The organism is Kitasatospora sp. NPDC057904 (genome assembly GCF_042887925.1).
Classification (GTDB): Bacteria; Actinomycetota; Actinomycetes; order Streptomycetales; family Streptomycetaceae; genus Kitasatospora.
Window position 1 is genome coordinate 520,367 of the sequence record NZ_JBHVOL010000003.1, and the last position, 14,133, is coordinate 534,499.

At 74.2% G+C, this 14,133-nt stretch carries 12 protein-coding genes; 2 read left to right on the forward strand and 10 right to left on the reverse strand.

Annotated features, from left to right (window positions below):
* Positions 1 to 127 precede the first annotated feature (127 nt).
* A complete protein-coding gene (locus ACFVSN_RS11070; protein WP_387590807.1) occupies positions 128 to 1,315 on the reverse strand; it encodes a thiolase family protein in 1,188 nt (395 codons plus the stop codon).
* Between the two features lie 88 nt (positions 1,316 to 1,403).
* Positions 1,404 to 2,567 (reverse strand): acyl-CoA dehydrogenase family protein, encoded by a 1,164-nt coding sequence (locus tag ACFVSN_RS11075; protein WP_380489373.1) that lies wholly within the window; start codon positions 2,565 to 2,567, stop codon positions 1,404 to 1,406.
* Positions 2,568 to 2,775: 208 nt separating this feature from the next.
* Between ACFVSN_RS11075 and ACFVSN_RS11080 the strand changes: the two genes are divergently transcribed.
* The gene (locus ACFVSN_RS11080) at positions 2,776 to 3,474 is read left to right on the forward strand and encodes a TetR/AcrR family transcriptional regulator (RefSeq protein WP_380489370.1); all 699 of its coding nucleotides are present in this window, start codon (positions 2,776 to 2,778) and stop codon (positions 3,472 to 3,474) included.
* 78 nt (positions 3,475 to 3,552) lie between these two features.
* On the opposite strand, the gene ACFVSN_RS11085 is transcribed toward ACFVSN_RS11080, so the two are convergent.
* From ACFVSN_RS11085 to ACFVSN_RS11115, 7 genes are all read right to left on the reverse strand, one after another.
* On the reverse strand, positions 3,553 to 4,740 hold the full coding sequence (locus tag ACFVSN_RS11085) for a nitric oxide synthase oxygenase (protein WP_387590822.1): 1,188 nt from the start codon (positions 4,738 to 4,740) through the stop codon (positions 3,553 to 3,555).
* 341 nt (positions 4,741 to 5,081) lie between these two features.
* Positions 5,082 to 6,509: a sugar porter family MFS transporter gene (locus ACFVSN_RS11090; RefSeq protein ID WP_387590820.1), complete on the reverse strand. Its 1,428-nt coding sequence runs from the start codon at positions 6,507 to 6,509 to the stop codon at positions 5,082 to 5,084.
* Between the two features lie 203 nt (positions 6,510 to 6,712).
* Positions 6,713 to 7,684 carry an L-histidine N(alpha)-methyltransferase gene (egtD, locus tag ACFVSN_RS11095; RefSeq protein ID WP_387590802.1) on the reverse strand — a complete coding sequence of 324 codons (972 nt, stop codon included), beginning with the start codon at positions 7,682 to 7,684 and terminating at the stop codon, positions 6,713 to 6,715.
* Positions 7,685 to 7,728: 44 nt separating this feature from the next.
* The gene (gene egtC / locus ACFVSN_RS11100; RefSeq protein ID WP_387590799.1) at positions 7,729 to 8,622 is read right to left on the reverse strand and encodes an ergothioneine biosynthesis protein EgtC; all 894 of its coding nucleotides are present in this window, start codon (positions 8,620 to 8,622) and stop codon (positions 7,729 to 7,731) included.
* Positions 8,622 to 9,974: an ergothioneine biosynthesis protein EgtB gene (gene egtB / locus ACFVSN_RS11105; protein ID WP_380437937.1), complete on the reverse strand. Its 1,353-nt coding sequence runs from the start codon at positions 9,972 to 9,974 to the stop codon at positions 8,622 to 8,624. Before egtB ends, egtC begins: the two co-directional genes overlap by 1 nt.
* Complete coding sequence (gene egtA / locus ACFVSN_RS11110; protein WP_387590796.1) at positions 9,971 to 11,251, reverse strand: ergothioneine biosynthesis glutamate--cysteine ligase EgtA; 1,281 nt, start codon at positions 11,249 to 11,251, stop codon at positions 9,971 to 9,973. Before egtA ends, egtB begins: the two co-directional genes overlap by 4 nt.
* Before the next feature lie 321 nt (positions 11,252 to 11,572).
* Positions 11,573 to 12,811 (reverse strand): aminotransferase class I/II-fold pyridoxal phosphate-dependent enzyme, encoded by a 1,239-nt coding sequence (locus ACFVSN_RS11115; protein ID WP_387590793.1) that lies wholly within the window; start codon positions 12,809 to 12,811, stop codon positions 11,573 to 11,575.
* A 159-nt stretch (positions 12,812 to 12,970) separates the two neighbouring features.
* Between ACFVSN_RS11115 and ACFVSN_RS11120 the strand changes: the two genes are divergently transcribed.
* Complete coding sequence (locus ACFVSN_RS11120; RefSeq protein ID WP_380437943.1) at positions 12,971 to 13,549, forward strand: antibiotic biosynthesis monooxygenase; 579 nt, start codon at positions 12,971 to 12,973, stop codon at positions 13,547 to 13,549.
* A 123-nt stretch (positions 13,550 to 13,672) separates the two neighbouring features.
* Here ACFVSN_RS11120 and ACFVSN_RS11125 read toward each other — a convergent pair whose 3' ends face one another.
* Positions 13,673 to 14,128 carry an SRPBCC family protein gene (locus ACFVSN_RS11125; protein ID WP_380489352.1) on the reverse strand — a complete coding sequence of 152 codons (456 nt, stop codon included), beginning with the start codon at positions 14,126 to 14,128 and terminating at the stop codon, positions 13,673 to 13,675.
* Positions 14,129 to 14,133: the final 5 nt, after the last annotated feature.

The following is a 14,133-nucleotide window of genomic DNA, read 5'->3' on the forward strand; positions in this document are numbered from 1 at the left end:
ACAAAGGGATGTCCGGATAAAACCAGGTCCGGACAAAACGACGTCAGGACGAGCCGGAACGTCGGAACGAGCAGAACGATTGGAACGAGTGGAACGAACCAGCGGAACGCAGGAATGAGCCGGAACGTCAGGCGTTCTCGACCAGCACGGCCGTGCCCTGCCCGACGCCCACGCACATCGTGGCGAGCCCGCGCCGCGCGCCGGTGCGGTGCATCCGGTGAAGCAGCGTCGTCAGGATGCGGGCGCCGGAGCCGCCGAGCGGGTGGCCGAGGGCGATCGCGCCGCCGCTCGGGTTGACGCGCTCGGGGTCGATGCCCAGCCCGTCCATGGAGGCCAGCGCCTGGGCCGCGAACGCCTCGTTCAGCTCGGCCGTGTCGACGTCGCCGATCGACCAGCCGCTGCGCCCGAGCGCCTTCTGCGTCGCGGGCACCGGTCCGATGCCCATGACGTCCGGGTGCACCCCGGCGGAGGCCCCGGCGACGTACCGGCCGAGCGGCTCCAGGCCCAGGTCGCGCAGCGCCTCCTCGCTGACCAGGACGAGCCCGGCGGCGCCGTCGTTCATGGGCGAGGCGTTCCCGGCGGTGACGGTGCCGTCCGGGCGGAACGCGGGCTTGAGCCGGGCGAGCTTCTCCGGGCTGGTGTCCTCGCGGATGCCCTCGTCCAGGGTCACCGTCACGCCGTCCGGCCGCTCGACCGGGATCAGCTCGGCGTCGAAGTGCCCGTCCTTGCGCGCGGCGGCGGCCCGCTGGTGGCTGCGCAGCGCGAAGGCGTCCTGGCGTTCGCGGCCGATGCCGTACCGGCCGGCCACCTCCTCCGCGGTCTCGCCCATGCTGAGCACGCCGTGCAGTTCGGCCATCCGGGGGTTGGTGAGCCGCCAGCCGAGCCGGGTGTCGTAGGTCTCGATCCGGTGCGGGAGCGCCTCGTCGGGGCGGGGGAGGACGAAGGGGGCGCGGGTCATCGACTCGCAGCCGCCGGCGAGCACGACGTCGGCCTCGCCGGAGCCGATCGCCCGCGCTGCGAGCGTGACGGCCTCCAGGCCGGAGGCGCAGAGCCGGTTGACGGTGGCGCCGGGGACGGTGTCGGGCAGGCCGGCGAGCAGGACGGCCATCCGGGCGGCGTTGCGGTTGTCCTCGCCGGCCTGGTTGGCGGCGCCCCAGTAGACGTCGTCGATGCGGGCGGGGTCGAGGGCGGGCACGTCGGCGAGCAGGGCGCGCAGCACGGTGGCCGAGAGGTCGTCCGGCCGGACCGTGGCGAGTGCTCCGCGCAGCCGGCCGATGGGTGTGCGGCGGGCGGCGGCGAAGTAGACGGGACGCACGTCGTCGGGCTCCTTGTCCAGTGGAGGGGTGGGGGTGTCCTGGTCGGATGGTTCAGGAGGCTCAGGTGGCTAAGAGGGCTCGGAGGGCTCAGAAGGCGTTGACGCCGGTGAGCGCGCGGCCGATGAGCAGCTGGTGGATCTGGCTGGTGCCCTCGTAGAGGGTCATGACCCGCGCGTCGCGCAGGTACTTGCCGACCGGGTACTCGTCGATGAACCCGTAGCCGCCGAACACCTGGAGCGCGTTGTTGGCGGCCCGGACGGCGGCCTCGCTCGCGTAGAGCTTGGCGACGGAGGACTCGGTGGCGAACGGCAGGCCGCGTTCGATGTGGTCGGCGACCTTCCAGGTGAGCAGCCGGGCGGCCTCGACGTCGACGGCGATGCCGGCCAGCAGTTCCTGGACGAGTTGGTGCGAGGCGATCGGTTTGCCGAACTGCTCGCGCTCCCCGGCGTAGCGCACGGCGGCCTCCAGGCAGGCGCGGGCGATGCCGACGCAGCCGGCGGCGACCGACATCCGGCCCTTGGCGAGGGCGCCCATCGCCACGCCGAAGCCCTTGCCGACGGCGCCGAGCCGGGCGCCGTCGGGCACCCGGACCGCGTCGAAGGAGAGTTCGGCGGTGGCCTGGCCGCGCAGGCCGAGCTTGCCGTGGATCTCGGTGCGGGTGAAGCCGGGCAGGTCGGTGGGGACGAGGAAGGCGGTGATGCCCTTGTGGCCGCGCTGCTGCGGGTCGTCGCCGCCGGTGCGGGCGAAGACGAGGGCGACGTCGGCCCAGGTGCCGTTGGTGATGAAGGTCTTGGCACCGCTGATCAGCCAGTCGTCGCCGTCCCGGACGGCCCGGGTGGTGAGGTTGGCCGCGTCCGAGCCGGTGCCGGGTTCGGTGAGGGCGAAGCACGCGAGGGCCTCGCCGGAGGTGAGCCGGGGGAGCCAGTGGCGCTTCTGCTCCTCGGTGCCGTGGCTGTTGATCGACTTGGCGACGAGCCCGAGGGAGACGGAGACGATGCCGCGCACCGCCGAGTCGCCGCGTCCGAGCTCCTCCAGGACGAGGCAGTAGGCGAGGTGGTCGCCGCCGCTGCCGCCGTACTCCTCGGGCAGGGTGAGGCCGAGGAAGCCCAGCTTGGCGAGTTTGCCGACGATCGCGCGGTCCACGGACTCGGCGCGGTCCCACGCGGCGGCGTACGGGGCGATCTCGCGGTCGGTGAACTCGGCGGCGAGTTCCCGGACGGCGGTCTGCTCCTCGGACAGCTCCAGATTCACGGCGGCTCCCGGTTCCGGGCCCGGCGAGGGGCTGTCGCGCCCACCGACCTTCCGTGCCCATTAAACTAGCGCTGCAAGTTTTACGGGGGGACTGTAGCTCCGACCGGGCCGTGCTGGGAAGAGGCGCCTGTCAGAATCGGTCCCCGACCCACCCGACCGGAGGACTCCGGCCGGACGGACCGCCCGAGGAACCGGAGGAAGCCGCTCGATGGCCCGCCCGCGCACCCCGCTGCTCAGCCGCGAGCGCATCGTCTCCGCCGCGCTGCGGCTGATCGACGCCGAGGGCCTGGACGCCCTCTCCACCCGCCGACTCGCCACCGAGCTGTCGGTCAGCGGGCCGTCGCTCTACAACCACTTCGCGACCAAGGACGAGCTCCTGGACGCGGTCGTCGACACCGTCATCGGGGAAGTCGACCTGTCGATGTTCGGCGGATCGCCGGGCACGGCGGGTGCGCCGGGCACGGCAGGCACGGCGGGTGCGGCGGCGCCGACCCCGTGGCCGGAGGCGCTGCGCGACTGGGCCCGCTCCTACCGCGCCGCGCTGGCCGCCCACCCCAACATCGTCCCGGTGCTCGCCCAGGGCCCCGGCCGCCGGCCGCACGCGCTGCGCCTGGCCGACGCCGTGTTCGGGCACCTGGTGGACGCGGGGTGGCCGCGCGGCCAGGCCACCCGGATCGGCGCGCTGATGCGCTACTTCGTCACCGGCTCGGCGCTGGCCTCCTTCGCGGCCGGGTTCCCGGCGGACGCGGAGCTGTACGACGTCGCCGACTACCCGCACCTCGGCGAGGCGCACCGGCTGGCCGGCCACCGGGGCACCGTCGACGAGGCCGCGTTCGAGACCGGTCTGGAGGCGCTCCTCGACGGGCTGGCGCTGCGCTTCGAGCGCCTCACCGGGGCGGGCGCGTAGCCCGCGCCGGCGGCCGGCCCCGCCTCGTCACCGGCGCCCGCACGTCACAAGGGCCCGCGCGTCACCAGCGCCCGCGCGTCACCAGGGCTCGCGTGCCAGGAAGGCCGGGCGCAGCGACGGGTCCACCGGGTCGTAGTAGCGGTGGTAGACGGGGGTGAGCCCGCCGGAGACCGGGGGCACGATCCAGCTCCAGTCCGCCGGGGTGGGCCGGCCGAGGCGCTTCTCCTGCGCGACGTGCTTGAGGAAGCGCTCCGACTCGGTGTGGTGGTCGGCCATCGTCACCCCCGCCTCCTGGAAGGAGTGCAGCACGGCGACGTTGAGCTCGACCAGCGCGCGGTCCCGCCAGAGGGTGCGGTCGTTGGAGGTGTCCAGGCCGAGCCGTCCGGCGACGGTGGCGAGCATGTCGTAGCGGTCGGCGTCGGCGAGGTTGCGGGCGCCGATCTCGGTGCCCATGTACCAGCCGTTGAAGGGTGCGGCGGGGTAGCGCACGCCGCCGATCTCCAGTGTCATGTCGCTGATCGCCGGTACCGCGTACCAGCGCAGGCCGAGTTCGGCGAACCAGGCGAACTCGGGGTGGGAGAGCGGGACTTCGAGCGTGGTGTCGTCCGGGAGCTGGTACCACTCGGGGCGCTCGCCGGGCCGTTCCCGGATCAGCAGGGGCAGCACCTCGAAGCGGTCCTCGGCGCACTTCCAGCCCAGGTCCCGGGCGAGGGCGGCGAGTTGGACGCCGGCCGGGTCGCCGGTCACGCCGCCGGTCACGCCGCCGGTGACATCGTGGGTGATGCCGTCGGGGATGCCGTCCGGGCCGTCGGACGGGCCGTCGTCCGGGTCGGCGGCCGTCGTCCGGTGGCCGGCGTAGCGGACGAGTTGCTGGTTGAGGATGCGCGCGGCGGGCCGGCCGGGCCGGTCGGGGGCGAACACCGAGACGACCGGGCGGATCCGGCCGCCGTTGCCGGCCAGCCGCAGGTGTTCGAAGCACTCGGCGGCGATGTCGTCGGCCGAGGTGAGGTGGCGCAGGTCGCGCACCACGAGGCTGCGCCAGTACAGCCGGCCGATGCAGCGGGCGGCGTTGCGCCAGGCCAGTTTGGCGCCGTAGGCGAGCTCGGCGGGGGTGTGCTCGTAGGTGCCGGTGCGGTCGATCTCGTCGAGCACGGCGCGTATCCGCTCGTCCGGGTCGCCACCGGCCGCGGGCTGCTCGTGGTGGAACTGCCGGACGAACGAGGTGGCCTGGGCGGGGTCGGTGAATGGCGGGTCCGCCGGGAGCAGCGCGTCGCCCGCGCCGGCGGTGCGGGGCTCCGCGGGGTGGGGCCCGGAACCGTGGGGCCCGGAAGCGTGGGACCCGGGGTCGTGGGGTCCGGCGGCGTGTGGCCCGGCGGGGTGGGACCCGGGGTGGGTGTGGGCGTACGGGCAGCCGCCGGCGGGCGCGGCGGCGGATCTGCGGGTGCGAAGCCGGTTGAAGATCAAGACATCCCTCCTGCCGAACAGGAGTACCGGAGCCGGCCGGCCCGCCGCAGAGAGTGAACGATTCGGCCCCCGCACCCGCGCTGATCGCGCTAGGGTGCGGGGGCCGGAGGTCCGGGGCCGGCGGAGCGGCCCGTGTCCTCCCGTCAGCCCATGTCCTCCAGGCGGACGCCCTTCGTCTCCTTCATGTACTTGGCCACGAAGACGATCGACAGCGCGGCGAAGGCGGCGTAGATCAGGTAGGTCGCGGACAGGTTCCAGCGGGACATCGACGGGAACGAGACGGTGATCGCCCAGTTGGCGATCCACTGCGCGGAGGCGGCGACGGACAGGGCGGCGGCGCGGACGCGGTTCGGGAACATCTCGCCGAGCATCACCCAGACGACCACGCCCCACGACATCGCGAAGAACAGCACGAAGGCGTTGGCGGCGACCAGCGCGACGGTGCCCTGGAGGTCGGGCAGGGTGACGTTGTCGCCGCTGCCGGTGGCCGAGGAGAACGCCCAGCCGGCGGCGCCGAGGGCGACGGCCATGCCGGCCGAGCCGATCAGGGCGAGCGGCTTGCGGCCGATCCGGTCCACCAGCAGGATCGCGATCACGGTGCCGAGGATGTTGATGACCGAGCCGATGAAGCTGATCAGCAGCGAGTTGCTCTGGTCGATGCCGACCGACTGCCACAGGATCGACGAGTAGTAGAAGATCACGTTGATGCCGACGAGCTGCTGGAAGACCGACAGGCCGATGCCGACCCAGACGATCGGCAGCAGGCCGAAGCGGCCGCCGAGCAGGTCGCGGAAGCGCGGGCGGTGGTCGGAGGCGATCAGGGCCTGGACCTCGGCGATCCGGGCGTCGGTGTCGACGCCCTCGCCCTCGACCTCGGCGAGCACGGTGCGGGCGTCGTCGAGGCGGCCGGCCTGGATCAGGTAGCGCGGGGACTCGGGGATGACCGAGGAGAGCACGAAGTAGACGGCTGCCGGGATCACGCAGATGCCGAGCATCCACTGCCAGGCCTCCAGGCTGAGCAGCCTGCCACGGGTGTCGCCGCCGGCGGCGTCCGCCAGCACCCAGTTGACCAGCTGGGATATCGCGATGCCGAGCACGATCGCGGCCTGCTGGAAGGAGGCCAGGCGGCCGCGGTACCTGGTCGGCGCGACCTCGGCGATGTAGGTCGGCGCGATCACCGAGGCGATGCCGATGGCGGCGCCGCCCAGCACGCGCCAGAAGGCGAGGTCCCACGCGGAGAACGGGAGCATCGAGCCGACGGCGCTGACGGCGAACATCAGCGCGCCCGCCTTCATGACCTTGATGCGGCCGTAGCGGTCGGCGAACCGGCCGGCCACCGCGGCGCCGATCGCCGACCCGAGCAGGGCCGAGGAGACGATCAGACCGGTCACGCCGTCGCCGACGCCGAACTTCTCCTGGATGCCCGAGACGGCGCCGTTGATCACGGAGCTGTCGTAGCCGAACAGGAACCCGCCGAGGGCTGCGGCGGCGGTGATGAAGACGACGAAGCCGAGGCGGCCGGGCGCGGTGGCCTCGACCGCCCCGGAGGGCTTCTGGGTGACGCTCACGATCTTGACTCCTGGTACTCAACGCTGAGCTCGGTAGCCGAGATCGTAACCCCTGTTCGTTTAACTCTTGTACACCGGGCTCCTCAAGTTTTGCTCCTAGAATTCGTAAGGTGAACAAGCAAATTGGGGCCGACGAGGTCCCGCGGCGGGCGGCGCGACGGCTGCTCCGCCGCCGCGCCGCTGCGCCGCGCCGCCCGCCGGGCGCCTCACATCGGGGCGGACAGCGACAGCCCGAAGCGGCCTTCCTCGTCCGTCCACCAGTGGGTCAGCCGCATCCCGGCCGCCGCCAGCTCCTCGGCCACCCGCTCGCGGCGGAACTTGGCCGACACCTCGGTGCGCAGTTCCTCGCCGCGGTCGAAGTGCACCGGCAGGTCCAGGACCGGGATCTTCACGGTCTGGGAGCGCAGCGAGCGCAGCCGCATCTCGATCCACTCCCGCTCCGCGTCCCAGCGCGCGACGTGCTCGAAGGCGTCCGGGTCGAAGTCGGCGCCCAGCTCGCGGTTGAGCACGTTCAGCACGTTGCGGTTGAACTGGGCGGTCACCCCGGACGCGTCGTCGTAGGCGGCGACCAGCACGGCCGGGTCCTTGACCAGGTCGGTGCCGAGCAGCAGGTGGTCGCCCTGGTCGAGGGTGGCGCGCAGGCCGCCGAGGAAGCCGGTGCGCTCGTCGGGCAGCAGGTTGCCGAGGGTGCCGCCGAGGAAGGCGACCAGGCGCGGGGCGCCGTCCGGCGGCAGGCCGAGCCGCGCGGTGAAGTCGGCCAGCACGCCGTGCACCGCGACCCCGGGGTAGTCGGCGGCGAGCGCCTCGCCGGCCGAGGTGAGCGCGCTCTCGCTGACGTCCACCGGGACGTAGGTGCGCAGCGTGCCGAGGTCGTTCAGGGCGTCCAGCAGGAGCCTGGTCTTCTCGGAGGAGCCGGAGCCGAGCTCGACGAGCGTGCGGGCCTTGGTCGCGGCGGCGATCTCGCCGGCCCGGGCGGTGAGGATGGCCCGTTCGGCGCGGGTCGGGTAGTACTCGGGCAGCCTGGTGATCTCCTCGAACAGGTCGCTGCCGCGCGCGTCGTAGAACCACTTCGGGGGCAGCCACTTGGGTTCGGACGTCAGGCCGTGCTGCACGTCGTGGCGCAAGGCGGTGCTGAAGTGGTCGGCGGGGAGCAGCCTGGTGAGGTCAAAGCTGTTCATGACAGGGCGGTCCTCTGTTCAGAAGGTGAAGGTAGGGCGCGGGCTCAGCCGCGGCGGGGGAGGGGGCGGACGATGACGGCCGGCGCCGGAGGAGGTCCGTCCGGTCCGGCTTCGGTGAGGGCTGCGGCGGTGGCGTCGAGGCCGTTCGGGGCTCCGGCGCCGGCCACGGCTTCCGCGCCGGCCAGGGTTTCCGCACCGGCGAGGGCTTCGGCACCGGCCAGGGCTTCGGCGCCGGCGACGAGGAGCGAGCCCTCGGGGACGGCCGTCCAGCCGGGCTCGTCGTCGTACGGCTCGGAGGCCACCACGAGACCGCCCCCCAGCAGGGTGCGGTGGTGCAGTGTGTCGCCCCAGGCGGTCGCCGCGACCGAGCGGCCGTCGGTCAGCAGCAGGTTGAGCCGCCCGGTGGTGTGCTCGGTGACGTCCGCGACGGTGGCCGCGAGCGCCTCGCCCAGCCCGGCCCCGGTGCGCAGCCGGTGCAGGGTGAGCGCCCACACGAGGGCGGAGTCGGTGCGCGCCTCCAGGTCCAGCAGCTCGGCGGCGGGCAGCAGCCCGGCGAGCGCGTCGAGCTTGTCCGGCCAGCCGGCCACCGCGCCGTTGTGGCTGAAGAGCCAGCGCCCGGCGGAGAACGGTGCGGCGGCGTGCTCGCCGGCCGCGCACCCCTCGGTGGCGGAGCGGACGGCCGCCAGCAGCGCCCGGGTGCGGATCACCCGGGCGAGGTCGGCGAAGGCGGCGTCCGCCCAGATCGGCCCGGCCCGGCGGTAGCGGGCGGGGATCTCGTCGCCGTCCGCGTACCAGCCGAGGCCGAACCCGTCGACGTTCATCGTGCCGTGCTGCTGCGTGCGCGGCGCCCAGGACTGGCGGTGCAGCGCGTACGGCGGCACGACCAGCAGCTCTCCCGGTGCCACCGGCCGGCCCAGGTAGGCGATGTGTCGGCACATCAGGCATCGCCCTGGTCGGGGACGTCGGCGGCCGTGCGGAAGCCGGAGAAGATCTGCCGGCGGACCGGGTAGTCCCAGTTGCGGAAGGTGCCCCGGCAGGCCACCGGCGCGACCGCGAAGGCGCCGCCGCGCAGCACCTTGTACTCGGGCCCGAAGAACACCTCCGAGTACTCCTCGTACGGCCAGGCCCGGAAGCCCGGGTACGGGCGGAAGTCGCTCGCCGTCCACTCCCACACGTCGCCGATCAACTGCCGGACGCCGTACGGGGACTGGCCCGCCGGGTAGCTGCCGGCCGGGGCCGGGCGCAGGTGGCGCTGGCCGAGGTTGGCGTGGTCGGGCGTCGGGCTCCCGTCGCCCCAGGGGTAGCGGCGCGAACGGCCGGTCGCCGGGTCGTGCCGGGCGGCCTTCTCCCACTCCGCCTCGGTCGGCAGCCGCCGCCCGGCCCAACGGGCGTACGCGTCCGCCTCGTACCAGCTGACGTGCAGCACCGGCTCGTCCAGCGGGACGGGCTCCAGCGTGCCGAAGCGGCGGCGCAGCCACTGGCCGTCCTCGTGCCGCCAGAAGAGCGGGGCGGTCAGGCCGGCCTGCCGCCGGTGCGCCCAGCCCTCGGGGGTCCACCAGTGCGGCTCGTCGTAGCCGCCGTCGGCGATGAAGCGCAGGTAGGCGCCGTTGGTGACGGGGGTGGTGTCGAGCCGGAACGCCGGGAGGTCGACGACGTGGGCCGGGCGCTCGTTGTCCAGCGCCCACGGTTCGATGTCCGTGCCCATCGTGAACGGCCCCGCGGGGACGAGGACTTCGGCAGGCAGCGTGGCGGCGTCCGCGGGCGCGGGCGGTGGCGGGGGTGCGGCCAGGGCGGGTTCGCCCTTGCGGAGCTGATGGGTGATCAGCATCGTCTCGTCGTGCTGCTGTTCGTGCTGCGCGATCATGCCGAACGCGAAGCCGGCGTCCAGCAGCGGCGCGCCCTCCAGCGGGCTCGCCGCGAGCAGGTCGAGCACCCGGCCGCGCACCTCGTGCGCGTACGCGCGGGCCTCGCCGGGCGGCAGCAGCGGCAGGCTGGGACGTTCGGCGCGCGGGTGCTGGAACGCGTCGTAGAGCGGGTCGATCTCCGGGTGCATCGGGTCGTGGCCGCCGACGTTGCGCAGCAGCCAGAGCTCCTCCTGGTTGCCGATGTGGGCCAGGTCCCAGACCAGCGGCGACATCAGCGGCGAGTGCTGGGCGGTGAGGTCGTGGTCCTCGACGCAGTCGGTGAGGGCGGCGGTGCGGGCACGGGCGGCGAGCAGCTCGGCGGCGATGGCGTCGCGCAGCGACTCGGTGCCCGCCGGAGCCTCGGCGGGGGGTCGGACGTCGGTCATGGGGCGGCCTCCTCCGGGGGAGTGCGTCGGGTGCCGGCGCGCAGGGCGTCCAGCTGGTCGTCGGCCGGGCAGCGGCCGCGTGCGGGGTAGCGCTCGGCGAATTCGGCGACGGTGGCGCGCAGCCGGGCGGCGCCGGGCAGGCGGCCCAGCGCGGCGTCGGCGGCGGCGAAGCAGGCGAGCGCGGCGCGGCGCAGTTCGGGGTCGGCGACGGCCAGGGTGGCGGCCCGGCGCCAGACGTCGGTGCGCGGCGGGCGCGGCCCGTCCGCGCCCCGCGGCGGCCCCGGCGCCTTCAACGGCTCCAGCGGCTCCAGGGGCTCCAGCGCGGCGAGTGCGGCGTCGGCGGCCACCGGGTCGTCCAGCAGCGCGGTGACCAGGGCCGCGGGCACCACCCAGCCGTCGCCGGGCTGGGCGTCGATCATCCGCAGCTCCAGGTGGCCGCGCGGGCGCACCGGCGGGAAGAGGGTGGTGCGGTGGTAGTCCAAGTCGGCCAGGGTGGGCGGGCGTTCGCCGGCGCCGCGCAGCCAGTCGCGGAAGGTGAGGCCGCGCGGAGCCGTCCACGGCAGGCCGTCCGGGCGGCGCACGCACAGCACTTCGGCGTCCAGCACGTACTGCGCCCACGCCTCGCGCGGGTCGCCGTGGTCGGGGGCCGGGGCGAGCGTGCGGGTCGGGTCCATCCGGGACCACACGGTCTGCCGGGTGGACCGGTGGCCGGTCGGCTTCCCGTCCAGCAGCGGTGAGTTGGCGAAGGCCGCGACCAGCACCGGGCCGAGCCGGTGCGCCAGCAGCCAGCGCCGGTCCACCGCGTGCGGGCCGTCCGCGTCGCCGGCGTCCAGGCACACCTGGAGGGACGCGGTGCCCGTCATCATGATGCGGCCCCAGGGGCCGGCGGAGTCGAAGTGCCGCTCCATCGCGAGGTACCGGGGATGGTCGAGGACCATCCGGCGGGGGCGGGCGAGGGGGTCGGTACCGGTGCCGGTGAGACGCAGGCCCTGCGCCGCGAACGCGGCCCGCAGGGCGGTCAGATCGCGCCGGGTGTCGTCGACGCAGGCCAGGAGGCCGGTGGCGGGCGGGGAGCTGAGCTCGACCTGTCCGCCGGGTTCGAGCGTGAGGCGCGAACCGGAGGGGAGCGATGTGCCGTCCTCGCCGCCGAGCGGCAGCGAACGGAGGGCGGCGTGGGTCCGTTCAGGGGGGACGGGCCGGCTGGGACATCGGTCGTCGTGGACGAACCACTCGACCTCGACACCGACCAGCCGGGGCGGACCGATCTTGAAACACACCCCCGATACGTGGCTGCGCGCTCCCGACTCCGTCAAGGGGGTGACCTTGGTCGGAGGCGTCGGGGGGCTCTGCCGGTCGGGCGGAGTGGCTGGGGATACGGGTATCACCGGACTTACCATCCTCGGGATCACGATTGCGGCCCGGTCTACTTTGCCCAGTCTGCTACGGAGCATGCGGGGGCGCCCCGCAAAATTCGCGTGAATGTTCGTCTTTGCAGGTCAGGGGCGGTGCAATCGGGTGAACGGCACTGTCCGTGAACGTCGTTCGGCGGTATTCCGTGCGGAGTCCGACGGCGCTTTCACGGGTTGCCCCGGGGGTCTTCACGCCCGTGCTCGGATCCGCGCGAGGCGTTCGAGGACGGTCTCCAGCACCGGTTGTGGCAGCGCGTAGTTCAGGCGCAGCGCGCCGTGGCCACCGGGGACGGACCCGGGGCCGGACTCTGTGTCGGACTCGGCGCCGAACTCGGTGCCGTCGGAGGCTTCCAGTGCGCAGCGGTCGAGCAGCGCCCGGCGGGCGGCGGCCGGGGGGAGCCCCAGCGCGGCGGCGTCGAGCCAGAGCAGGTAGGACGCCTGCGGCGCGGAGCGGACGGCGGGGCCGAGGAGGTCGGTCAGGCGCTCGCGGGCGGCGGCGAGGTGGGCGAGCAGGGCGTCCAGCCAGGGGCCGCCCTCGCTCAGCGCCGCGTGCTGGACGGTCTGTTCGACGAGGCCGCCCTCCCAGAAACCGAAGCCCGCCATGGTGTCGAGCAGCCGGGTGCGTAGGGCCGGGTCGGGCACGAGCGCGAAGCTGCTCGGGAGGCCGGAGGCGTTGAAGGTCTTGCCGACGGAGTTGAGCGTGACCGTGCGGGCGCGGAGCGGCTCGTCGACGGTGGTGACGGCGACGGGGTGGGTGTGGCCGGGGTGGGTGAGGTCGCCGTGCACCTCGTCGGAGACCAGCAGCGCGCCCGCCTCGGCCGCCTCCTCGGCGAGGGCGCGGACGTCCCCGGCGGGCCAGACGCGGCCGGACGGGTTGTGCGGGCTGCTGAGCAGCACCACGGAGGTGGGGCGGGGAAGCAGACCGGACGGAAGGCGGTAGCCGTCCTCCGGGCGGAGCATGAGCGGCAGTTCGCGGTACGGCAGGCCGGCCGCGCGGCAGACCTGGGCGAAGCCGCCCCACTCCGGGGTGGGGAAGGCGACGGGCGCCTCCGGGCGTACGGCCTCCAGCAGCAGCCGGATCGCGGTGCGCGGGCCGAACGGCAGGAGCAGCACCCAGTCCGGGTCGACCGCGACGCCGTGCCGCGTCCGGTACCAGTGCGCCACCAGCTCCCGCCCGGCCGGGTCGCACACCGTGTACCCGTACGCCCGGTGCCGGGCCCGGCGGGTGAGCGCTTCGGCGACGGCCGGCGGGCCGGGCAGGTCCATGTCGGCGAGGCTCATGGCGATCACCCCCGGCGCCGCCGCACGCGCCCACTTGCTGCTCCCGGTCCCGGACCGGTCGAAGGGCCGCCCGAAGCCGAAGTCGGGCGTGGCGGCGGTGCGGGCGGGGGAGGGTGTGCGGGGCGGGGTGCTCGGGCTGCGGCTCACGGCGGGCCTCCGGGGCGTCGGGCGTGCGCCGCCACGCTAACCCCGGCGGAGCCGGCCCGTCCCACGCTTCGGGCGCGGCGGGCGGGGCGCGGGGGGTGGGCCGTATGCTCCGGGCGGCCTGCGAACGGCAGGCGCACGGGGGAGAGGCGGGCGGTGCGGATGGCGATGACGGCGCAGGAGACGGCCACCGAACAGGGCGACGAGGTCACGCTGTTCGTGGCCCGGCGGGTCGAGCCGGGCTACGAGGAGGCGTTCGAGGCGTGGGCGAAGAACATCCTCGCCGCCGCGTCCGCCCACGAGGGCAACCTCGGCACCGGGCTGCTGCGCCCGGCCGGGCCGGGCGAACCCTGGCACCTGCTGCTGCACTTCCGTGACGCCGGGGCCTTCCGCGCCTGGCAGGCCTCCCCGGCCCGGGCGGCCTGCTTCGAGAAGGCGGACGGCCACCACTACGAGGTGCACCGGCACGAGATCCTGGGCATGGAGGGCTGGTTCGCCACGACGCCCGGCGCGGCGCAGCGCCGCCCGCCGGTGCGCTGGCGGATGGCAGTCGCCTCGACGCTCGCGATCGCCCCGCTCGTCGTGGCGTCCACGGTGCTGATCGGCCCCTACCTCGCGGGCCTGCCGGTGCCGGTCCGCCCACTGGTCACCGCGCCGCTCATCAGCGGGCTGATGACGTACGCGGCGCTGCCGCTGGTGACGCGGTGGCTGCGGAGGTGGCTGTTCCCGGCGGACAAGTGATCGGTGAGACGGGTGACCGCTGACGAGTGACCGCTGACAGATGACAGAAAACAGATAACAGATTTCAGCGGACAGATTTTGAAATCTGTTATCTGAAATCCGTCCGCCGAACCCCGTCGGCCGTCACCCGCCCGCCGCCGCCAGGTACCGGGCCAGGCCGCGCCGTCCCCGTCGCATCATCACCGCGTGGTTCGCCCGGAACAGCGGGTGCAGCGGCAGGGCGAGGCGGCGCAGCAGGGGTTTGCCGGGGCGGGTGTCCTCCTCGAAGAGCACGCGGCAGCGGTCCGCGCCCTCCGGCGTGACGGTGAACCGGGACCACCCGGCGAGGTCGCCCCGCATGGCGACCTCCAGCACCCCCGCCACCGGGTCGCGTCGGCGCGCCTCCAGCCCGATCACCAGCGTGTACGGCAGCAGTGCGCGCACCACCACCTCACCCTCCTCCTCGCCCGTCTGCCGCACCTCCCGGATCTCCGGCCACCACAGCGGGTAGCTCCGCACGTCCTCCAGCGCCGCGAACACCTCCCGTGCGGGCGCGGCGAATTGCCACGTGCCCCGGAAGCGGTAGTGGTTGGGGTCCACGGCCC

What these genes read in the sequence shown, in the direction of transcription:
- egtB (WP_380437937.1), bottom strand. Translation starts at nt 9,974, where the DNA reads ATGACCGACGTCCGACCCCCCGCCGAGGCTCCGGCGGGCACCGAGTCG.
- egtD (WP_387590802.1), bottom strand. Translation starts at nt 7,684, where the DNA reads ATGAACAGCTTTGACCTCACCAGGCTGCTCCCCGCCGACCACTTCAGC.
- egtC (WP_387590799.1), bottom strand. Translation starts at nt 8,622, where the DNA reads ATGTGCCGACACATCGCCTACCTGGGCCGGCCGGTGGCACCGGGAGAG.
- ACFVSN_RS11120 (WP_380437943.1), top strand. Translation starts at nt 12,971, where the DNA reads ATGGCGATGACGGCGCAGGAGACGGCCACCGAACAGGGCGACGAGGTC.
- ACFVSN_RS11080 (WP_380489370.1), top strand. Translation starts at nt 2,776, where the DNA reads ATGGCCCGCCCGCGCACCCCGCTGCTCAGCCGCGAGCGCATCGTCTCC.